At 38.6% G+C, this 22,037-nt stretch carries 17 protein-coding genes and 1 rRNA gene; 12 read left to right on the top strand and 6 right to left on the bottom strand.

From position 1 onward, the window contains the following. A 5S ribosomal RNA gene (gene rrf / locus ACMZ42_RS21595) occupies positions 1-84 on the top strand; the annotation flags it as partial. Between the two features lie 625 nt (positions 85-709). Here rrf and ACMZ42_RS21600 read toward each other — a convergent pair. Together ACMZ42_RS21600 and ACMZ42_RS21605 are read right to left on the bottom strand one after the other, a co-directional pair. Then, positions 710-1,258, bottom strand: coding sequence for a GNAT family N-acetyltransferase (locus ACMZ42_RS21600; RefSeq protein ID WP_415732763.1), 549 nt, complete (start codon positions 1,256-1,258; stop codon positions 710-712). A gap of 220 nt (positions 1,259-1,478) precedes the next feature. Beyond that, the gene (locus ACMZ42_RS21605) at positions 1,479-2,192 is read right to left on the bottom strand and encodes a hypothetical protein (protein ID WP_402872918.1); all 714 of its coding nucleotides are present in this window, start codon (positions 2,190-2,192) and stop codon (positions 1,479-1,481) included. 239 nt (positions 2,193-2,431) lie between these two features. On the opposite strand from ACMZ42_RS21605, the gene ACMZ42_RS21610 reads away from it, so the two are divergent. Both ACMZ42_RS21610 and ACMZ42_RS21615 read left to right on the top strand, forming a co-directional pair. Then, positions 2,432-3,613 carry a PDZ domain-containing protein gene (locus tag ACMZ42_RS21610; protein ID WP_415732739.1) on the top strand — a complete coding sequence of 394 codons (1,182 nt, stop codon included), beginning with the start codon at positions 2,432-2,434 and terminating at the stop codon, positions 3,611-3,613. Then, positions 3,613-3,843 carry a DUF2198 family protein gene (locus tag ACMZ42_RS21615; RefSeq protein WP_415732740.1) on the top strand — a complete coding sequence of 77 codons (231 nt, stop codon included), beginning with the start codon at positions 3,613-3,615 and terminating at the stop codon, positions 3,841-3,843. The genes ACMZ42_RS21610 and ACMZ42_RS21615 overlap by 1 nt, the downstream gene beginning before the upstream one ends. Before the next feature lie 52 nt (positions 3,844-3,895). Here the strand turns inward: ACMZ42_RS21615 and ACMZ42_RS21620 are convergent, their stop codons facing one another. Beyond that, the gene (locus tag ACMZ42_RS21620; protein ID WP_370076690.1) at positions 3,896-4,222 is read right to left on the bottom strand and encodes an AzlD domain-containing protein; all 327 of its coding nucleotides are present in this window, start codon (positions 4,220-4,222) and stop codon (positions 3,896-3,898) included. Further along, positions 4,219-4,950 carry an AzlC family ABC transporter permease gene (locus ACMZ42_RS21625; protein WP_415732741.1) on the bottom strand — a complete coding sequence of 244 codons (732 nt, stop codon included), beginning with the start codon at positions 4,948-4,950 and terminating at the stop codon, positions 4,219-4,221. Before ACMZ42_RS21625 ends, ACMZ42_RS21620 begins: the two co-directional genes overlap by 4 nt. Positions 4,951-5,074: 124 nt before the next feature. On the opposite strand from ACMZ42_RS21625, the gene ACMZ42_RS21630 reads away from it, so the two are divergent. The 8 genes from ACMZ42_RS21630 (at position 5,075) to ACMZ42_RS21665 (ending at position 18,741) form a co-directional block, all read left to right on the top strand. Next, a complete protein-coding gene (locus ACMZ42_RS21630) occupies positions 5,075-5,626 on the top strand; it encodes a helix-turn-helix domain-containing protein (protein WP_370076694.1) in 552 nt (183 codons plus the stop codon). 11 nt (positions 5,627-5,637) lie between these two features. Continuing rightward, complete coding sequence (locus ACMZ42_RS21635) at positions 5,638-6,267, top strand: TVP38/TMEM64 family protein (RefSeq protein WP_415732742.1); 630 nt, start codon at positions 5,638-5,640, stop codon at positions 6,265-6,267. Between the two features lie 274 nt (positions 6,268-6,541). After that, on the top strand, positions 6,542-10,051 hold the full coding sequence (addB, locus tag ACMZ42_RS21640; RefSeq protein ID WP_415732743.1) for a helicase-exonuclease AddAB subunit AddB: 3,510 nt from the start codon (positions 6,542-6,544) through the stop codon (positions 10,049-10,051). A gap of 1 nt (position 10,052) precedes the next feature. Further along, positions 10,053-13,769, top strand: a complete 3,717-nt coding sequence (gene addA / locus ACMZ42_RS21645; RefSeq protein ID WP_415732744.1) for a helicase-exonuclease AddAB subunit AddA — start codon at positions 10,053-10,055, stop codon at positions 13,767-13,769. A gap of 99 nt (positions 13,770-13,868) precedes the next feature. After that, positions 13,869-15,035: a DUF418 domain-containing protein gene (locus ACMZ42_RS21650; protein WP_415732745.1), complete on the top strand. Its 1,167-nt coding sequence runs from the start codon at positions 13,869-13,871 to the stop codon at positions 15,033-15,035. A gap of 373 nt (positions 15,036-15,408) precedes the next feature. Then, entirely contained in the window at positions 15,409-16,311 is a 903-nt protein-coding gene (locus ACMZ42_RS21655) for a fumarylacetoacetate hydrolase family protein (RefSeq protein ID WP_370045188.1), read from the top strand. A gap of 184 nt (positions 16,312-16,495) precedes the next feature. Further along, a complete protein-coding gene (locus tag ACMZ42_RS21660) occupies positions 16,496-16,861 on the top strand; it encodes a YisL family protein (RefSeq protein ID WP_415732746.1) in 366 nt (121 codons plus the stop codon). 413 nt (positions 16,862-17,274) lie between these two features. Continuing rightward, positions 17,275-18,741, top strand: a complete 1,467-nt coding sequence (locus ACMZ42_RS21665; protein ID WP_415732747.1) for an alpha-amylase family glycosyl hydrolase — start codon at positions 17,275-17,277, stop codon at positions 18,739-18,741. A gap of 95 nt (positions 18,742-18,836) precedes the next feature. Here ACMZ42_RS21665 and ACMZ42_RS21670 read toward each other — a convergent pair whose 3' ends face one another. Together ACMZ42_RS21670 and ACMZ42_RS21675 are read right to left on the bottom strand one after the other, a co-directional pair. Continuing rightward, entirely contained in the window at positions 18,837-19,694 is an 858-nt protein-coding gene (locus tag ACMZ42_RS21670) for a DegV family protein (RefSeq protein WP_415732748.1), read from the bottom strand. A gap of 620 nt (positions 19,695-20,314) precedes the next feature. Then, positions 20,315-21,124: a Cof-type HAD-IIB family hydrolase gene (locus ACMZ42_RS21675; protein WP_415732749.1), complete on the bottom strand. Its 810-nt coding sequence runs from the start codon at positions 21,122-21,124 to the stop codon at positions 20,315-20,317. 120 nt (positions 21,125-21,244) lie between these two features. Between ACMZ42_RS21675 and ACMZ42_RS21680 the strand changes: the two genes are divergently transcribed. Further along, complete coding sequence (locus ACMZ42_RS21680) at positions 21,245-22,009, top strand: prolyl oligopeptidase family serine peptidase (RefSeq protein WP_415732750.1); 765 nt, start codon at positions 21,245-21,247, stop codon at positions 22,007-22,009. The last annotated feature ends 28 nt before the right edge of the window (positions 22,010-22,037 follow it).

Genomic DNA, 22,037 nt, shown 5'->3' on the forward strand with positions numbered 1-22,037 from the left:
TCCCATACCGAACACGGAAGTTAAGCTCTTTAGCGCCGATGGTAGTTGGGGGCTTCCCCCTGTGAGAGTAGGACGTCGCTAGGCACCTGAAAAAGCCGAGGATTTATTCCTCGGCTTTTTTATTTGCAATTTTTCAGCAGATTAACCCAAATAATATCATGAAATGGTTGTGGTTTCTGCCGACTATCTAGCCGAAGGTGAAAAATAGACGATGGAGCAAAATATCAAGCACCAGCTGACGAAGATGCAGGACCTAGAGATTTGTTTGGAATAAAGTTTGATTAAAATGCTTTCTTTTCCGGTAATTTAGTATACGGATTTTATAAATAAGTTTGATTTTTATTTGTAGTTCTTGTTGGACTAAAGAGCGGCATAAGGATACTCTGCCTTTTTAACCTCAAGCGTGTGAAGAGCGCTAGCCCAACAGTAGGTGGGAGATGAATTTCGGTTTAGCATAGCCAAAAACTTTTGATAACTAGCTATATGAAGTTCTTGGATCACTCGATATATGAGGTTGCTGGAAAGAAAATAGAGTGCGAAAACCAAGCGATTCGGTTCCTGTGTAAAATATCAAACGTACCAAAAGAGCGTCCACACGTTGGACATCTAGGGTCAGAACACTCTGAAGTAACGCTCAGGGAGACAAAAGGTTGCTTTCGTCGTGGAACTGGGAAGCTCTCACTTTAAGCTTTGCTAAGTGGCGAGTAGTTCACATTCGCTTGAGGTCTCCTTTAATGATTGAGTACATATATAAATCATCAAATTTTCCACAAGTATATTCATAATGCCTCAATAAACCTTCTCTTTTAAAGCCCTGATTTTCTACTAATTTTTGTGATGATAAATTCGCAGGATCAATTAGCGCCTCAATTCGTTCCATTTCAAAATGTTTATAGCCATATTTAATAACAGCTTCTAAAGCTTCACCAGCTATTCCTTGGCCCCAATATTTTCTATTTAATTCAAACCCTATTTCAGCTCGATAATGTTTAGGGTGCATATTAAGAAAGCCGCAACTACCTATAACAACACCAATATTTTTCTGTGTAATTCCCCACCTTATACCTGTACCTTCTTCCAATATAGATTTATACCATCTTATTTCGCTCAAGACGTCATTTGGGGATTCGTATGGTTCTAACCCCATATATTTAACAACGTCTTTATCTGATAGGTATTTATACATATCGTTAGCATCCTCTGGTGTCACTTCTTTTAAAATTAACCTTTCTGTTTCTATGATCGGAAATTTACTTATCATACAGTCTCCCTTTATAAATATTGGATTTAATAATCTTATAATATATTCTATTCTAGAATTTCTCACTTACATTATGACCAAACTATGCCCTTACGCAGCTAAACTGCATCGTTAGTAAAAAGCATCTCAAGTTGTAGAAACAACTTTGATAGCGCAATATGAAAAATAGCGACTTCTACAACTCAAGATTGTAGGAATTTTTATTATATTACTGGTATTATTTTTTTAGATTTGATAATTCATAGTTAATAACTTCCTTTATCTTATCGTTTCCAATTGCTCCATTATGGAATGTATTAGAATCGCTCCAGTAAAGCTGTCTAAATGAAACACCATTATTAAGTTCAATCCCCAAAAATATACGTGTACCTTCTAGCTTACCTACATCAATTAATGATTGTACATCTTCTAATTTTAATTCATAAAATGCGGCTAGGAACGTATCCTTGGAAGACTGTGAGAATGTGTGTATTCTCTTGCCATCTTCAGTGCTTTCAAAATAGATATTCTTCACCAACTTATCCATAGGGTAAAGTTCTCCTGCTGTTTTTGCCATTTTATTTGTGTTGGCTACATAAACATCATCATTTGCAGCAACAATCAAGGAAGTTGGATATCCTTTTATTTCAGAAATGATGGTTCCTTCTTTTAAATATGTCGCATCACCATTTTGCATCTTGTGATTACTGCATGCACTGTCAGCCATCTTATATGTCACTTTACCAAGTTCTTTACCTTTTTCAATCGTTATAGGGAGATTTTCATTTGCTGGCTCTGGAAAATAATGGGCATACTCTATATCATTAATCATCAGCACATCCACCCATTCAATTATCGCATCAGGACATCCTTTATGAAAAGTGAAGTTACTGCAAGAAGATAACAACAAAGCAAATACAGAAATCAATAGCATATTTTTAAAAACTTTCAACATAACACCTCCTAGTTATTAGACACTTATCACAGATTTAAGTTACAATTAAAATGGGAATATTCAGATTTATTCTCAGGGATGGAAATCGACACACCTGCAACGTTTTAACTTAAAATCCGCTGAATATGATAAAAAAATAAGAATAGAAAGCTTTCTACTAGATTGTACTACGCAAGAGTGTAGTCGTTTGATACAATAAAATCATAGTATTCAAGATAGAAACGGCGGGTGTTCGTATGGTTAGTGATATTTTAATAGAAATTGTAACAGCGATTGGCCGCTTTTTAATCAACCCATTAATGTATATCGCAATTTTATTTGCGGTTTTATTAGGTTATAGTCGTGTAAAGCAGGAGCGGAAATTTTTTAATAGACGTATTATTTGGGGTTGGACAGAGCTAATTGGTCAATGGAAATATGGGTGGCTAAATGCCCTCCTCATTTCACTAATAAGTGTTGGGTTAGGTTTAACAGTACCTAAAGCCTTTTTAATGATTTTAATCGCTATTTCTGCGTTGGCATTATTATTGTTCTTCATTAATGCACTTTCACCTATTTATACAATGGGGCTTGCGACATTAGCAATGTGGTTGATGTACCATTATAATTGGACATTTTCTTGGTGGAAAATCTCTTTAGAAGGTGTAAATTTACTTGATGGTTCCATTATAACGATTACGATTTTAGCAGGTCTATGTGTGATTGCTGAGGGTATGTTAATTCGCCGAACAGCAATGAAGATAACGACACCGAGAGTTGAAAAGACGAAGCGAGGTATGCAGGCAATTGTCTATCGTTCAAGAAATGTATGGGTATTGCCAATTTTCTTTGTAATACCTGGTGATATTATTCCGGTAGATTTCCCTTACTGGCCGCAATTTACATTAGGAGAGAGTACCTTTTCACTCGTACTATTTCCACTTGTTATAGGTTTTTCAAAGCTTACTAGAAAAGAATTACCGACTTTGCAATTGCCTAAAATTGGCAGAGTAGTGCTAATACTAGGTCAGTTAATTTTAATAGGTGGACTTGCTGCAGCGCTGGAGCCATTTATTGGCATTATCACGTTGGCAATTGGTGCAGTGATTCGTATCATTATTTCGATCTTCTATGCTATGCAAGATAAAAAGGACATTTATGCGGTTGCACCAAATTCAAAGGGTGCTATTATTGCGGCTGTCTTACCTGATTCACCTGCTGAAAAAATGGGCTTACTGGCAGGAGAATGTATTCGTAAAGTAAACGGTCAGGCCATTTTTACAGAAAATGATTTATACGAGGCTTTGCAATTAAATGCTGCACATTGTCGTCTAGAAGTAATAGATCGTAACAATGAAATACGCTTAACACAGCATGTTATATATAGCAATGATCATTATCGTATTGGATTGTTATTAGCTGAGCCGAGGGATATATGATGGATGTTTTCGGGAAAATGATGTTAGCGTTATTTTTACCAGCATTACTCGTATTATTGTTTACTAGAATTACGTATAATCGGTATGTTGCATTAATATTGGCGATTGCGCTTATTGCGGCATCTATCTATGCAGGTCATACTTCGCCACCTATTATCTTCGTAATCGATGCATTTTCGTTAACAGTAGGCTTTTGGCTAGCAAGTAAAATGAAAAAAAACAAAAATTAATATAAAAGGTCAGTCAAAAGTGATAGCTTTCTCACTTTTAAGACTGACCTTTTTACATGAAAAACCTTACGGCTGCCATAATGATAACCCCTGCTACAACTGTAATAGATAAGCTTTTGGTAACAAGTGCAATCATAAGCGTTGGCACAAAGGTAATAAATACGGGCCAATTGAGTGTAACAATTTTTCCGCTTTCTGTATCCAATAAGTTTTCGATGACAAGAGCACTCAAAATACAAACTGGGATAAAGCTTAGCCATTTTAATACAACCTCAGGTAGCTTCACATTTCGGACGAATATAAACGGAATAATACGTGGTAGCCAGGTGACAAGTGCACAGCCAATGATGAGCCATACCATAGTAGCAGTTGTCGTCATTTATCTGTCACCACCCCTATAGTTGCTACAATAACTGTTGAAAGTAGAACAGCCACATGCGAAGGCATAATATAAGAAAGACCATACATAATAACAACCATATAGCCGATTAACATAAGATAATGCATTATTTTACTTTTACCTACACTGTTAAGCTGGAGAACAAGAAGTGCCACAAACATAGCAATCAATGCGAAATCTAAGCCCCATTTTTCAGGAGTTGCTACCCATTGTCCTAAATATGCACCAGTTACACAAGATAGAATCCAAAATGAGTAAGCAGTTATGTTCAGCCCATCCATCCATTTGCCATGTAATTTACCGGTTTGCATTTGCTTTGTAACGGCTACACCAAATGTTTCGTCCGTCAATAATGTGCCGAAACCAATATTTCTTAGCATGGAATAGCGTGTAAAATGAGGAGCTAATGTTAAACTCATTAATAAATGGCGTAGATTTACGACAAAAATGGTTACAATAATAGCAGAAGCAGGGCTATTCGTTAAAAGAAGTGCACAAAAAATAAATTGTGCGGAGCCTGCGTAAATGAGTATCGTTAAAAGCGCAATTTCGAGTACAGATAACCCAGAAGCGGAACCTACAACACCGAAAGCGAGTCCTATGCTAATATATCCGAGTAAAGTGGGGACACAATCTTTAACGCCTTGTAAAAAGCTATCGTCTGGCGTGTTTGCTGTTTCATTCTGAAAATCGGTTGTACTTGTCATAAATAGATCGTCCCTTCTTATAAATTTCCATGTATAATAATGGTGGAATAGTCTGATAGTTCGTGATGTTTATTAAAGTATACATATGTCTTATAAAATAAACAATAGAAATTGGTGAATAAAAATGGAGCAAATGAGTCGAAATTTGGCATTTCAATTAAAGAGGATCCGGCAGCAACGTCATTTAAGCTTAGATGATGTTGCCAAAGCTACAGGGGTAAGTAAAGCTCAACTTGCCCAAATTGAAAAAGGAGAGGCAAATCCTACAGTATCAACGATTTGGAAAATTGCTGCAGGAATGCGCACTTCATTTTCTTCATTATTACAAGCACCAACAGCACACTTTATGAAATATAGTAGTAAGGATGCGCCACGTGTAGATGAAGATGAGGGACGATATCGTGTGTATTCCATTATTCCTTATAATCCAGATCGTGGCTGGGAACTTTATAGGGTTGAAATGGAGCCCGGTGCTTTCAGGAGAAGTGAAGCCCATACAGAAGGGGTAGAAGAAACTGTGACTGTAATCCAAGGGCAGGCCATTATTTCTGCTGGTGAGATGCATGAATTACTAGAAGAAGGGGATACACTAGTATTCTCAGGACATCAGCCACATGAGTATAAAAATACTTCGGAAAAGTTAACGATTTTACATTTAATTTTGCAATATAAATAGAGGTGTCGATTTTGAGTGAATGGTTTACTGTAGATAATATTGAGCAAATTGCGGCACAATATCGAACGCTTGGCCCAATCATTGGTTTATTTTTAACGTTTATAGAGGCGTTTTTTCCGTTTTTACCTCTGGTCGTGTTCGTTGTCGCCAATGCGAGCGCATTTGGTTTATGGTTAGGTTTTTTATTATCATGGATAGGATCTGTAGCGGGGTCATATGCAGTATTTTTGCTTGTCCGACATTTTGGCAACCATCCAAGGCTTCGATTTGTAACAGGCAGTAAAAAAGTAGAGAAGCTAATTAAATGGGTAGATATGAATGGTATTAGCCCATTATTCGTGTTACTTTGTTTTCCTTTTACACCCTCAATCATTGTAAATATTGTAGCGGGGCTGTCCCATATTCATAAAAAGTATTATTTTATAGTGTTATTGGCTGGGAAGTTCGTTATGATTTTAGGAATGAGCGTGCTTGGTTACGATTTGAAATCGCTCCTAACAAGTCCTGTAAGACTGATTATTGCTGCTGTTGCGATTGTCTTGCTTTGGTGGGTTGGCAAGTTTATGGAGAAACGATTAAATGCGCGTGTAGAGAAAGACTTAAAACATGCGAGAAAATTGACGAAAAATCATCAACGTTAAAAGTTGAATATGCACATCTTACCCCTTTTATCATGTAAAATGAGAGAAGGGGTTTTTTATCTTCATTAATAAAGGTAAGGCAATGCTCGAAAAACATTGAGTAGCGCTTAGATAAAATATTTTAAAATGCATAGATAGAGTAGCAAAGTGATCAGGTAGAACAGCAAAGTGATCGGGTCAGTGCGAAAACCGCTCAGGTAGACCAGCAAAGGCCAGGTGTTCCACAACAACAATCACTTTTTAAAATAGATAATTAACAGGAGGGGAAAAGTACATGACATTGCGTATCGTATCAGGACGTTCAGGGACGGGTAAATCAACGTTTATTCATCAAGAGATTGTCGAGCAATTAAAAACAGAGCCGTTAGGTCATCCAATTTTTGTAATTGTCCCCGACCAAATGTCGTACTCAACGGAGTATGAGCTAACGAATAAGCATGGCTTGCAAGGCTTAATTCGTGCACAGATCATGACATTTAAACGATTGGCATGGCTAGTGTTACAGGAAACGGGTGGTATTGCTCGAAAAGAAGTAAATGGCTATGGTTATCGAATGCTTATCCGTAAACTTTTAGAGGAACAAAAAAGTGAGTTTTCGTTATTTCGACAAGCAGCTGGGAAACGAGGCTTTACAGAAGAAATTGAAACGCTATTACGAGAGTTTAGTCGTTATAGTGTAAATAGTTCGGTGTTAGCTGAAGTGACAGCGTCTTTGCAGGCCATTGATGCGCCTAATACATTGCAAGCGAAGGCTAATGATTTACAAGTAGTTTTGCAAGCTTTGGAGGAACGACTTGGCACGACATATGTCGATAGTGAGGGGTATTATCCGATTTTAACCGAGCAACTAAAATGCTCCGAGACGATGAAGCAGGCGTCCATTTATATAGATGGTTTTACAGCATTTACGGTAAGAGAATTAGAGCTTGTAAAAGAGTTATTGAAGGTGACGAAACAGGTAACGGTAGTTCTTCCCTTTGACCATATCGATGAAGTTTATGATGAGCAATCTTTATTCCATGAAGCCGCTTCTACGAATCAACGTTTACACGACATTGCATCTGAAGAAGGCATTGAAGTTGAAGCACCACTGCACTTCTATAATACGTATCGTTTCCAATCTAATGATTTACAACATATGGAAGATCGGTTTGCTGATATGGTGCCTCAAGCGAAAGAAACTTCAGGTGATGTAATGGTGCTTGAAGCATCTAATCGACGTGCGGAGATACATGCCATTGCCCGGGAAATAACAAAGCTGACGAGAGAGAAGGGGTATCGTTATCAAGATATAGTACTTCTTTATAGACAAGCAGAAGTTTATGACCCGCTCATTACAACGATTTTCCAACAATACGAAATTCCTATTTTTACAAATTCGAAAAAGACGATGCTGCATCACCCTTTAATTGAACTTAGTCGATCTGCTTTAGAGGTTATTACTTCTAATTGGAAATATGAACCGGTTTTTCGTAGCGTGAAAACAGATTTATTTTTCCCGTTACATGCTGAATTAAATATTTGGCGTGAGCGAGCGGATCGTTTAGAAAACTACTGTTTAGCACAAGGCGTCTTTGGAGAGCGCTGGTTTGAGGAAGCTCGATGGTTTTTCAAAAAGTATCGCGGACTTGAATTCCATTCACGCGTACAAACGGACGAAGAACGTGCTATGCAGGCAGAAATCGAGGCTATTCGCGACGAAATTCGGCAGCCGCTTAAATCATTACAGGACAAGCTGGAAGTGGCGACAACAGGTAGAGAAGTAGCGACAGCTTTATTTGAGTTGATTGAGCATTTAAATGTTTATGAAAAGCTTCAAGCAATGAAAGATCGTGAACTAGATCGAGGCGATGCATTAGCTGCAAGTGAGCATGATCAAGCGTGGAAAGAATGGATTGCAGTGCTCGATCAGTTTGTGTATATGTTTGGTGAGCAGGAGATGTCCGTGGAGGAAGCGGCGAAAATTTTAGATGAGGGCTTTGATACATTAGAATTTTCGCGTATCCCGCCTACATTAGATGAGGTCATGGTAGCGACAGTTGATTTAGCTCGTTTATCGAATATAAAAGTCGCTTTTGTCTTAGGAATGAATGATGGAGTCTATCCAATTCGTATGGATTATGAGGGATTGCTGTCAGATAACGAACGTGAATGGTTTAGTCAAATTGGCTATGAGCTAGCGCCGACGTCTAAAAATCGTTTACTGCAGGAAAATTTCTTGCTATATCGAGCTTTAACTACGCCATCCGATAAATTATATATGTCCTATCCAACGGCAGATGAAGAGGGCAAGGCACTACTGTCTTCACTCTATATAAAGAAAATTATCGGCAATGATAAAACGGCTGGCCTTTTGAGTGGTGTCGAGGTCGAGCGAGTTGTAATCGATCCAATTGAACTACTGGATGAAAGTGCATTACCGTATTTACGCCATCCACGTACAGCTTTAGCACATTTAATGGTGCAAAAACGCCAAGCTGAACATAGTCGTGAGCTAGCGCCAGAGTGGCTTGCTTTACAAAAATTTTATAGACAGGACCCTTATTGGGCACTTATTTATGATCGAGTTTTACATCCAATCACTCATAAAAATGAAGCTGAGCCCTTAGAAAACTACATCACTCAGGAATTATATGGTCAAAAGCTAACATCTAGCGTGTCTCGTGTTGAGAAATATTTCCGTTGCCCATTCTCGCATTTTACAACGTATGGGCTTCATCTTGAAGAGCGGGCAGAGTACAGACTAGAAACATTTGCAATGGGCGATTTATTCCATGAGGCATTGAAATGGATTACGGAGGAGACACACCGTCTGCAACTATCATGGATACGTTTAACAAAGCAGCAAATTAAACAATTAGCACGTCAAGCCGTAGAGCAAATTGTGCCGGTATTTTCTCATCAAATCTTACTATCTAGTGCACGTTATCGTTACATTCAACGCAAGCTTATACGTATTGTCGAGCGAACAATGACGGCACTTACGCAGCATGCGAATGTATCCCACTTTAAGCCAATTGCCATTGAGGCATCATTTGGACCGGGACAAAATGAACAGCTTCCTCCACTTGAAATAGATTTATCAGGTGGTAAGAAAATGTTTATGCGGGGTCGTATTGATAGGGTAGATAGTGCGTCTATTGATGACCGCTCTTATTTACGGATCGTCGATTATAAATCATCCGCTCGTGATTTAGATTTGAATGAGGTTTATCACGGTTTGTCTCTACAGGTACTAACGTATCTAGATGTGGCGATGGAAAACGCTTCTTATTGGCTGCCAGGTGAGGCGGAGCCAGCTGGGGTTCTTTATGTACATGTCCACAATCCAATGCTAAAGCTTGATAAGGATTTAAGCGACAGTGAAATTGAAGAAGACCGTTTAAAACAATACAAAATGAAAGGTCTTTTGTCGGAAAATGCGGAGGCCATTTTATCGATGGACGAGCAATTAGAGGAATCGAGTGGGCATTCAAAAATTATTCCTGTCTATATGAAGAAAGATGGGACACCATCAGAATCTCAGTCACGGGTTGTACCTGTAAATGATATGAAAAATCTACAGCATTTTGTACGGCGCAAGCATCAAGAGGCTGGTGATGGAATTTTAGCAGGGGATACGTCCATTAGTCCTTATAAACTTAAAACAAAAACAGCATGTGATTACTGTCAATTTACGGCGGTTTGTCAATTTGACCCATCTGATGGCAAGCAAAGCTACCGTCAGTTACAGCAAGCAAAACCGAATGATATCGTTGAGATAATTCGGAAGGAGATGAAGTAAGTTGGTACAAAAAATACCTGAAAAGCCAGCGGAAGTGACATGGACTGATGACCAGTGGAAGGCCATCTATGCAAGCGGCCAGGATACACTTGTATCGGCTGCGGCAGGCTCTGGTAAAACGGCAGTTCTCATTAATCGTATGATTGAAAAGGTAGTGGCGACAGAGAATCCCATCAATGTCGACGAGCTACTTGTCGTAACATTTACAAATGCATCCGCTGCTGAGATGCGTCACCGTATGGCGGAGGCGCTTGAAAAGGCTATTGCAGAAAATCCAACTTCCAACCATTTGCGACGCCAGCTAAGCCTTGTCAACAAAGCACAAATTTCAACGCTGCATTCTTTCTGCTTAGCTATTGTGAAGCAGTACGCCTATATGCTAGATATTGATCCAGGCTTTCGTATAGCAAATGAGGCAGAGGTCGCTTTGTTAAGGGACGATATATTAGCAGAAGTATTAGAAGATGCTTACGATTCTGAGGATGAAGCACAGGTTCAAGCAATCTACCGTCTTGTTGATAGCTTTACATCGGATCGTGATGATCAGGCTATTGAAACATTAATAAGCAAGCTTTATGATACGTCTCGTGTTCATGCAGAGCCTCAAAAATGGCTTCGTAGTTTACCAGAGACATATGATTTAGCAGCGGATGTGACCATTGATGATTTAGAGCTGTCGAAATATGTAAAGTTAACCGTCAAGCATAGTCTTGAGGAGGCATTCGTCTTAATTTCTGAAATGCGTGCCATTACGCTACAGCCCGAGGGACCTGCACCATATGCTGAAACTGCAGAAATGGATTTTGCCATGATTCAGGAAGGCATTCGCATTAGTCGTGAAGGAACGTGGCAAGAACTCTTTGATTATTTTGGCACGGTAAAATGGTCAACTTTAAAGCGTGTATCAAAGGATGCTTTAGTGGATGTGGAGCTACAAGATCTTGCTAAGAAAAAACGTGAGGCAGCAAAAAAAATTGTGAACAAGCTTAAGGAGACTTTTTTCGTTCGGACTCCTGCACGCTTGTTAGAAGAGATTCGATTAATGGGTCCGACGATAGGAACATTAGTCGAATTGACGAATGTTTTTAGTGAACAGTTCCGCATGGCAAAATTAGAACGAGGAATTATCGATTTCTCGGATTTAGAGCATTTCGCATTGCAAATTTTAACTGTAGAAGTTGAAGGTGAATTACAGTCTTCACCTGTTGCACTAGATTTGAAAAAACGTTTTAAAGAAGTACTTGTTGATGAATACCAAGATACAAATATGCTTCAAGAAACAATATTGCAGCTTGTGAAAACAGGTAGTGAGCAAGAGGGAAATCTGTTTATGGTTGGGGACGTCAAACAAAGCATTTACCGTTTCCGTTTAGCAGAACCGAAGCTTTTTATGCGAAAATATAGCGAGTTTCTAGAGACCCCAGATTTAACGGGAATGCGTATAGATTTAAACGCTAATTTCCGTAGTCGACAAGAAGTGTTGAACGCTACAAACTATGTATTTGCACAAATTATGGGTGAGCGTGTAGGGGAAATTCTTTATGATGAAAATGCTTCATTAAAGCCAGCAGCGCCGTATGATGATAAAGAAGTTCCGGTAGAGCTAGTCATCATGCATCCTCCTGACGAAGAGGCGTTGGACGAAGAGGCGGAAGACATTGCAAGCGACGCCTCTGAACTAGAGGAATTAAAAAAATCACAGTATGAGGCACGTTTTATCATTGAGCGTATTCGGCAGATGATGGAGGATGGGACAACCGTATTCGATACAAAAACGAAGACAGAACGGCCATTAAAATATAGTGATATTGTGATTTTAATGCGTTCAATGACATGGTCAACTGATTTAGTTGAGGAATTTAAGCTTGCGGGAATCCCTCTCTATGCGGAGTCCTCTAAAGGATATTTTGATGCGCTTGAAGTTATGATTATGCTGAATGTACTAAAGGTTGTCGATAATCCATATCAGGATATTCCTTTAGCTTCAGTGCTACGCGCACCATTTGTTGGCTTAACAGAAAATGAGCTAGCAAAAATACGGTTAGCAGATAAAAAAGCGCCATTTTATGATGCATTAAGGCAATTTATTCGAAGTGATGGACATGGTGTGCAATCAGACACTTTTGTGAAGCTTCAACGATTTATGCTAGCATTTGAAAACTGGCGAGATTTAGCACGACGTGGTTCACTGTCAGATTTAATTTGGAAAATTTATTTAGACACGCATTATTATGAGATGGTTGGTGCTATGCCAAATGGTAAGCAGCGTCAGGCCAACTTACGCATTTTACATGACCGTGCTTTAATGTATGAGAAAACAGCCTTTCGAGGACTATTTCGCTTTTTACGTTTTATTGATCGTATGCGTACGCGTGGAGATGATTTAGGAACAGCTAAATCGATTGGAGAAAAGGATGATGTTGTGCGTCTTGTAACGATCCACTCTTCAAAAGGTTTGGAATACCCTGTTGTCTTTGTTGCAGGGATGGGGAGACCGTTTAATAAAATGGATTTCCACAATCCGTATTTATTCGATCAAGATTTTGGCCTTGCAGTGAAGGCAATTGATCCAGAAAATCGTATCACGTATACATCTCTACCATTTTTAGCGCTAAAGGAGAAAAAGGAGCTTGAAATGCGGGCTGAGGAAATGCGTGTATTGTACGTAGCGATGACACGTGCGAAGGAGCGACTTATTTTAGTAGGCTCCGTGAAAAATTGGAGTAAAACGCTCGATAACTGGCAGGATGCTCAAAGTTTACCGGTGGATGCCCCATTACAAGAGTATTTACGCGCGAGAGCTAATAGCTACTTTGATTGGCTTGGGCCTGCAGTTGCTAGACATGCAGATTTTGCAAAAATTGCTTCTTCTTCCTATAAGGCATCTGAAGATGTATCACATTGGTGGGTACGAGCTGTAGAAACAAGCCATTATGCGTATGACATACAGGCGTTAGAGGATGAGATACAGCCATTGCTAGAAACGCCAGAGGACGAAGCTTTGCTGTCGGAAATTACGATGCGTTTTCAAACACATTATGCATTTCAGAAATCAACACAAAAACGCTCTAAAACATCTGTAAGTGAAATAAAGCGTATAGAAAATCTACAGCGGCAGGAGGAGCCTGAATATTACTTTTCAGTACCTTCTAAGCAAAAAATGACGACTATTGCGCCCCGTCCAACCTTTTTACAGGACAAACAGATGACAAGTGCAGAAATCGGAACAGCTGTCCATACAGTCATGCAGCATGTACCTCAAAATGGTTTTACGGATGTACAGGAGGTTAAGGAGTTTGTCGCTCATTTAGTGGCAAGGCAGCTTCTGACCGAGGCTGAGGGCAAGGTTGTTCCATGGAAAAAAATATATAATTTCTTTACAACAGATATTGGACAACGCTTTAAAAAAGCAAAAACAATCCGAAGAGAACTGCCATTTACGATTAGTAGGGTAGATGAAGACGGCGACGCTCAAATTGTACAAGGGATTATTGATTGCTTATTTGAGGATGAGAATGGTGAATGGATTTTGCTTGATTATAAGACAGATCGTATCCAATCGCATTTTGCAGAGGAACCAGCGCTAACGAAGGAACTTTTAGACCGATATGGTGTTCAGCTCAGAGTTTATAGTGAGGCGATAGAATCTATCCTTCAAATCAAAGTGAGTGATAAAGTTCTATATTTATTCGATATTGAACGGGCTTTACATTCATAAGTGAACGAGGTGAAAACAGGGCTATCTGATATAGTTTCATAATAAGGGAATGAATTTAGAGAGCCCTGTTTTCGCCATATACATAGAGGAGGCTATTTTGTGGAGTTAAAACCGACAATGTTGCAGGAACGCATCGCAACATTAGATATTTTACGTGGTATTAGCTTACTAGGCATTTTACTCGTTAATATGTTTGCCTTTTATTTGCCAATGCCATATATTGATTTGGCATCATGGTTTACAACACCGTCAGATATGGTGTGGCAGCAAAATTTAGATATTTATGTACAAAGTAGCTTTTATCCACTGTTTGCCATGTTATTTGGCTATGGACTCGCTATGCAATGGCAGAAAGCACAAAGCCGTGAACAAAATTTTTATAAGATAGGACTGCGAAGACTTTCTGTATTGTTTGTATTTGGTTTAATACATGCTGTGCTCATTTGGTGGGGCGACATTTTGATGATGTATGCATTTTGCGGCGTTTTTTTATTGCTTTTACTACGTCTACATCCTATTTGGTTATTGTCAATCGGTATTATGATTAACGGTGTTATGCAAGTTTTTATGTTATTTATTGTAGGGTATATTAATTTTAATACGAAAATTGATGAGTATTTAGATATCACTTCGGTAGAGCAGGCGATAACTGCTTACGGGACGGGCAGTTGGATGGATGCGTTTATGCAACGTTTAACCGATTTATCTGTTCAGGCGGGAATCGGCATGTGGTTTGTGGTATTATTTACAATTTTACCATTTATGTTAATTGGTGCTGCGGCTTCTAAATGGCGTTTAGTGGAACGAGCGAAGGAGCTAAAATGGCTTTGGCTGGCATTAGCAATAGCTGGATTAGCAGTTGGTATTTTCATCAAGAGCTTACCGATTATGTTTACACGTACGTATTTATTAGACTACATGAAAGTTTACATAGGTGGTCCAATTTTAGCAGTAGGCTACATTGGGCTCATCGTTTTACTTTGTTTATTTCCAACTGTATCAAAGTTGCTTAGTCCTTTTGCCAAAATGGGACGCATGTCGCTAACGATGTACATACTTCAATCGATCATTGGAACATGTTTATTTTATCAATTCGGATTTGGCTGGTATGGAAAAGTGAGCGTCGCAACAGGCGTGTTAATAGCAGTCAGTATTATTATTATCCAAATGATTGTGGCAGAAATTTGGCTAGCGAAATGGCAACAAGGTCCGCTAGAGGCTTTATGGCGCAAGTTAACGTATAAAGAGAAAACTAAAGTAAGTTAATTGTATTCAGCGTGTCGGCAACATATAGTTAATGAATACGTCTTGTATAATAAGAATAATTAATCGTGACTTGGCTCATTATTAAAAGTTGGGGTAGCATTTGTTAAAACGTATGTTATGTATATAAGTTGATTGTAGTGGAGGATGGGCGACTCCTTGGGGATCAGCGTCACAGATGAGACTCTGGAGCGAGCAACGCGAGTGAAGCGGCTCATCGGACGCCCCCAGGAAAGCGCCCATCCGGAACGGAAATCAACCCACGTTATGGTGATGAGCCCACGATTTAATAGGAATAAAAATAGTTATCGCAAAAGTAAGGCAATTCCTATAATATTGTTGTATCATGTAGAAAAAAGAAGGAGCTCTGAAAATCATGAAAATTTTATCATTTAAATTAGGTGGACATGTAAGCTTTGGACCAAAAGTAAAAAAAGAAGAAGCGGTATGGGATGTACTCGCTATTCAAAATGAACTTCAAGTTCTCCCTTCTTTTTCAAGTTCAATTGTAGATGGCATTGCACTAGGCTTTGATTTTGTTGAACAGATTCGTAAATTAGTAGAAGCCGCTGAAAAATCAGATCGCGCTAATAGCTTCAAACGTGAATTTACAGCGATCGAGTGGTTATCACCGATTCCACGTACACCAAAAAACATTATGTGTATAGGGAAAAACTATGATGAACATGCTAAAGAAATGGGTGCAGAGGCAGCTCCAACAGATTTAATGGTATTTACAAAATCTCCGACTGCTATTGCTGCTGATGGCCAAACAATATCTATCCATGCCGATCTTTCATCTAAAATGGATTATGAAGGCGAATTAGCTGTTGTCATTGGTAAACGCGGTAAAAATATTCCGAAAAACTTAGCATACGATTATGTATTTGGCTACACGATTGCCAATGATCTAACAGCTCGTGATTTACAAGAAAAACATAAGCAATTCTTCTTAGGAAAAAGCTTGGAAGGAACTTGTCCACTTGGACCTTACCTTGTAACAAAAGATGAAATTCCGAATCCACAAGATTTAACAGTGGTAACAAAAGTGAATGATGAAGTACGCCAAAACGGCTCAACAAAAGATATGATGTTCACTGTAGAATCATTAGTATCGATTTTATCTCAGCATGTAACATTAGAGCCAGGTGATGTTATTTTAACGGGTACTCCAGCGGGTGTTGGTAAAGGCTTGAATCCGCCACAATTTTTAAAAGCTGGGGATACTGTGAAAGTGTCCATTCAAGGCATCGGTACTTTAGTGAATCATTTTGAATAATTTTTTCAAATCCGCGTGAGTTTACCTCCGCGGATTTTTAACTTCTTTCAGTAGATTCCGGACACAATTATGCAGAGGCATAATTGATGTATATTATATGAACACTATTGTAATGTTTGAAACCCTTTCCATCACATGGTAGGATAGAGTTTGATAGAAAAAAGAATATGAGGTGGGGACAATAATGGATTTCTTAACTAGCCGAACGGATGCGCATATTACTACTTGGGTAGTTGCAATCGTAATCTTTTTAATTGCAGCATTAATGGGCAAGCAGTCAAAAGGCTTACATATGACATTACGTTTATTCTACATTTTAATTATTATTACTGGTGGGGCACTATTCTTTAAATACCAAGCTGGAGATCCAATGCTATATGGTCTTAAATTCTTAGGCGGTATTTTAGTCATTGGTATGATGGAAATGGTATTAGTCCGTAAAAAGAAAAATAAACCAACTGGCCTGTTTTGGATTTTATTTGCAGTATTCTTATTCATTACATTATTTTTAGGCTTCAAACTGCCAATGGGAATAAATTTCTTGGCATAATTATTTTGAAAAGTCGTGAAGATTTCGCTTCACGGCTTTTATTTTTGGGGGGAAGTTAAATCGCTCAGGTAGCTTGAAAAACTGCTCGGGTAAGCCGGAGAAGTGATCAGGTAGGTCGGAAAACTGCTCAGGTATGCCAGAAAAGTGATCGGGTAAGCCGAAGAAGTGATCAGGTAGCCCAGAAAAGTGATCGGGTAAGCCGAAGAAGTGATCAGGTAGCCCAAAAAATGCTCAGGTCCCCAAAAAAATGCTTGGCTCCCCCGACCAAGCCCCAAATGAATTGATTAGGAGAAGTTGACACCTTTTTGTCGTAATTAATTTTGCATTTTCGGAAAATATTTTTAAATGATAGCGACGTGACTATTTTATTTGGTAAAATGACGATGGATTGGTTTGAAAGAGAGGGAATAAAAGTGAAATTCAAGAAGTGGATAAGTGCGACAGCTGCATCGCTTTTACTAGCAACTACATTAGTGAGTGCTACACCAGTTGCACATGCTGATGAAGCAACGACAAGAACGATTGCAGAAGAAAGCATCTATGATTTACTCGTTGACCGTTTCTTTAATGGTTCGGGCACTAACGATTTTGATACAAATACGCAAGACCCTACTAAGTTTGCTGGGGGCGATTTTGCAGGTTTACAGGATAAACTAAAATTTATCGGAGAGATGGGCTTTACAATCGTTTCTATTGGTCCGATTTTTGCCACTGAGAAATATGATGGATCGATGCCGACGAGCTACTCTACAATTGAGCGTCATTTTGGGACATCTGAGGAGTTCCAAAGCGTCATTGAGGCCTATAAAGCTAAAAATGTATCGATCATGGTTGATTTCCCGCTAAACAATGTAAGTCCGAATCATGAGTGGGCAAAAGATCCAGCGAAAAAGGATTGGATTGCTTCAACAAATAATGGACAAGTACAATGGGACTTAACAAACAAAGATGTACAAGAAGCACTTATTAAATCTGCAACAGATTTTGTCTCTACATATGATGTTGGTGGGGTGCGTTTAACAAATATTGCTGGTGCCGATACAGGCTTTATCAATGCAGTGATTAAGGCATTAAAAGATTCGAAAAAATCGCTCTATGTGATTTCTAATGAAGAAAGTGATGCAAACTTTGATGCAAGCATCTCACCGGCTACGGCTGATATTTACCGTAATATATTTAAAAATGTTGATATGGATTCTTCTAAGTTGATGGACCCATTTACAGGTGAAAAGCCAACTCAAATTATGGTGGATTCGCTAGAAACGCGTCGTTTTACATTTGATTCTGCGGCTGAAAATATGTTCCCACCAACGCGTTTGAAAATGGCTATGGGTGCTTTATTTATGATGCCAGGGATTCCAGTTGTGCAATATGGTACAGAAATTGCGATGAACGGGGAAACAAAGCCAGATACGCACCAAATTTTCAACTTTAAAACAGATGATGAGTTAATCGAATATATTAAAAATGTTCAATCGTTACGTAATAAATCTGAGACATTACGAAATGGTGATTTTGAAGTTATTACAAATGAAAATGGCCTACTTGTATTTACACGAACATCTGATAAAGAGAAATGGGTCATCATGGTTAACAACACTAGTAAAACACAACGCGTTGATTTAACACCTGCTCAGCTTGGGGAAGGTAAAATGCTAAATGGTATTATACATGAAGAAAAAGTTCGTATTAATGAAAAAGATGTGTATCCGGTTATTTTAAATCGTGAAATGGTAGAGATTTATCAAGTTAGAGATGATGAAGGATTAAATGTACCTTATATGGTAGCACTAGGATTAGTATGGGTTATATTCATAGGATTTGTAGTTGTTATTATTAGACGAGGTAAAGTACGTCGTAATGAGCAAGATGCTCAATAATTTTAATCAGGGAAGGTTTTTTCATCCCCACTGATTATTGTCTTCAACAATCGAGTAAACCCCCTCAACACTTTTAAGTGCGGAGGGGGTTTTTGTTAAGCTTGATAGCTTTTATTCGTAAAGAAGATGGCAATTGTACCTGGTCCAACGTGTGAGCCGATTGCTGAGCCAATCATTGTTACTTGAATGGCTTTTGGCGAAAATCTTTTTTGGATAGAAGCCTTTACTTCGTTGGCAAAGTCCACATCATCACTATGACTAATACCAATAATTTTCTCAGAAAAATCATCGCCGCGTTCTTGCATTAAATCTAACATGCGAGTGATGGCTTTTTTGCGTCCGCGAGATTTTTCAATCGGCACAAGTTTACCGTCCTCTACATTTAAAATTGGTTTAATGCTTAGGAGCCCTCCAAGAAATGCGCTTGCCTTTGATACACGCCCACCTTTAGCAAGGTAATCTAAATCCTCAACTGTAAATAAGTGTTCCATTTGTGGGGTAAGAGCTGTGATTTTTGCTTCGATTTCTTCCAATGAAGCACCTGTATTTCGAAGTCGAACCGCTTCTTCGACTACTAGACCAAAACCAAGTGAAGCACATTTAGAATCGATGATCGCTAATTTAAGGGAGGGATATTGCTCCTGCACTTGATTGCGAATCATGACTGCCGTATTATAGGTGCCTGATAATTCCGATGAAAAGGCAATATAGATCCCTTCCTCTGCATTCTTTGCTAGATTTTCGAAATGGTTGAGAAAAATCTCTGGTGATACTTGGGATGTTTTTGGGCGAGCTCCTTGACGAATAGCATCGTAAATTTCTTTGGAATCAATTGAAATGACATCATCATATTCATTATTGTTCAATTGCACTCGTAGTGGAAGAAGTTCAACATTGTTTTCTTCATAGTAAAACTTTGGTAAATCACATCCACTATCAGTAAAAATTTTCATCATTTGTCCCCCTAATTTAATATTCTATATGAGAAGTTTTCAAATACCTATACTACATAACAGGTGAACAAGTGTCGAGCTTTCACTTTCCACTTTATGTTTCTCTAAACTATTTCTAATGAAATATTATATAGATATATTATCATATCGAGTTTCAGTATAATTGCAACCCAGGATTTTTAACTTTATTCAATAAGTACCTATCGAATAAAGAGTACTTCTGAATAAAGTTAAAATGAAAAAATGACTCATTACCATAACGTGGTTGATTTCCGTTCCGACTGGGCGCTTTGTCGCTGACGCTACGCTTTCGCGCAGATAAAACATTTGTCGCTGACGCTTCGCTTTCGCACAGAGCAAAGCTTCCTGGGGGCGTCCGATGAGCCGCTTGGGCCAACAGATGTTTTTTGCACGAAAGCGTAGTGCTAACGTAGCGGTAGTAGCACCGATGTTGGTCACGAAGGCGTTATCATAGGACGTGATGGTTTTAGCCTTCGTTCCTCTGTTGCTAATCCCCAAGGAGTCGCCCAGTCTCCACTCCAATCAACTTGGTATACGCTTCAACAGGTGTCATCCACAATTTTTGGTGATGATCCAGAAAATGGGGTATCACTACTTAACTAGGATAATTTCAAGCGATCGATGAGTATTTTAGCAATGCCATCGTCATTATTGGTTGTGGTAATTTCATTAGCAATATTTTTTAAAGTAGGAATGCCATTGCCCATTGCTACACCGATGCCGGCGTAATCGATCATTTCTAAATCGTTATCTTCATCACCGAATGCAATAATACGCTCGCGTGGAATACCTAAATCTTTTGCTACATGAGCGATTCCCACTGCTTTATTTAAGCCACGGCGAACAATCTCAATAATATGAAGTGGAGCACCCCAGCGACGATGTTCAATGACCTCTGCATGAACAGCCTGTAAATGATCACGGATAATCGTGGAATTTACTTCATTCGCTTGAATCAGTAAACTAGTTGGGTTATCAAGTAAATGGGTATAGAGGTCTCCAAGAGTAATTTTTGGATTCCCCATATTAAAAATGTTTAATATCCGTTCATTCTCTGTATGCACATAAATATCGTCCTTAACTTCTGCAATGATATTTTCGTATTGATAGCTATTGATGGAATCAACGACATCATGCACTACGCCTAAATCAATAGGAGTATGCTTAGTCTGCCAAGCAGCATTTTTCGGGTGGTGGACGTAAGCACCATTAAAATTCACGATGGGCGTTGTAAGGCCAAGTTCGTGATAGTATATATCACTCGCACGATAAGGACGACCTGTAGCAATCATCACTTGATGACCTTGTTCCTTTGCCTGCAATAATGTTTTTTTAGTTTTGGCTGAAATTTGTTGTTGGTCCGTTAATAACGTACCATCTAAGTCTAAAACGATTAAATGCGGTTTCATAGCTCATTGCCCCTTTCCTATAATTTGAATAGTATCTCTTTGTAAACCATACGTCAAAATTTTGTCACATAGAGAAAAGTTTGCTAACATAAAGATAGACAAAAGTTGGGAGTGACAAAGATGATTGTTGAAAAAGAATTGTGGGGAGATATTCCTTTATTACATATACATACAGAAAATATGAATGAAAAAACCCCAGTAGTTATTTTTTTACATGGTTTTATGAGCGCAAAAGAACATAACTTACATTATGCATACCAATTAGTAGGCAGCGGGGTGCGTGTCCTATTACCAGATGCAAAATTACATGGCGACCGTAGTGAAGGCCTATCTGAGATGAAAATGAGCTTACATTTTTGGGATATTGTTTTAAATTCTATTCATGAAGTTGAACAATTATATAATGAATTAAAGAATAAAAAATTATTAGTGGATGATAAAATTGGCGTTGCTGGTACATCGATGGGTGGAATTGTAACATCAGGCTGTTTAAAGCGTTATGACTGGATTAAAACAGCAGCAGTATGCATGGGTGCACCAGGGTTTCTTAAATTAGCGGAGTATCAATTACAGCAATTCGCTAAAAGCGGTGTGAATTGGCCAATGTCAGAAGAAGAAGTACAACAAACGAATGAACTTCTTGCTAAATATGATGTCAGCCTAACACCAGAAAAATTCGCAGGACGACCTGTGTTATTTTGGCATGGGGAATTAGATAAAACCGTTCCTTTTAATGAAACGTATAATTTTTATTTAACTTTACGCAATTATTATGAAACAAATCCAGAAGACTTAAAGTTCTTAGCTAATAAAAGAGCGGGCCATGCTGTGTCACGAGATGGTATGTTAGCAGCAACTGAATGGCTTGCACAGCATTTGGCATAATAAGATGCATCTGCTATGATTAAGTTAA

Origin of the sequence: Lysinibacillus sp. NPDC056185 (genome assembly GCF_047737915.1) — a bacterium.
Classification (GTDB): Bacteria; Bacillota; Bacilli; order Bacillales_A; family Planococcaceae; genus Lysinibacillus.

Excerpts from the sequence above, each read along its gene's own strand:
- ACMZ42_RS21680 (WP_415732750.1), top strand. The coding sequence starts at position 21,245 with ATGATTGTTGAAAAAGAATTGTGGGGAGATATTCCTTTATTACATATA.
- ACMZ42_RS21655 (WP_370045188.1), top strand. The coding sequence starts at position 15,409 with ATGAAAATTTTATCATTTAAATTAGGTGGACATGTAAGCTTTGGACCA.
- ACMZ42_RS21675 (WP_415732749.1), bottom strand. The coding sequence starts at position 21,124 with ATGAAACCGCATTTAATCGTTTTAGACTTAGATGGTACGTTATTAACG.
- ACMZ42_RS21630 (WP_370076694.1), top strand. The coding sequence starts at position 5,075 with ATGGAGCAAATGAGTCGAAATTTGGCATTTCAATTAAAGAGGATCCGG.
- ACMZ42_RS21610 (WP_415732739.1), top strand. The coding sequence starts at position 2,432 with ATGGTTAGTGATATTTTAATAGAAATTGTAACAGCGATTGGCCGCTTT.
- ACMZ42_RS21625 (WP_415732741.1), bottom strand. The coding sequence starts at position 4,950 with ATGACAAGTACAACCGATTTTCAGAATGAAACAGCAAACACGCCAGAC.
- ACMZ42_RS21660 (WP_415732746.1), top strand. The coding sequence starts at position 16,496 with ATGGATTTCTTAACTAGCCGAACGGATGCGCATATTACTACTTGGGTA.
- ACMZ42_RS21615 (WP_415732740.1), top strand. The coding sequence starts at position 3,613 with ATGGATGTTTTCGGGAAAATGATGTTAGCGTTATTTTTACCAGCATTA.
- addB (WP_415732743.1), top strand. The coding sequence starts at position 6,542 with ATGACATTGCGTATCGTATCAGGACGTTCAGGGACGGGTAAATCAACG.
- ACMZ42_RS21620 (WP_370076690.1), bottom strand. The coding sequence starts at position 4,222 with ATGACGACAACTGCTACTATGGTATGGCTCATCATTGGCTGTGCACTT.
- ACMZ42_RS21670 (WP_415732748.1), bottom strand. The coding sequence starts at position 19,694 with ATGAAAATTTTTACTGATAGTGGATGTGATTTACCAAAGTTTTACTAT.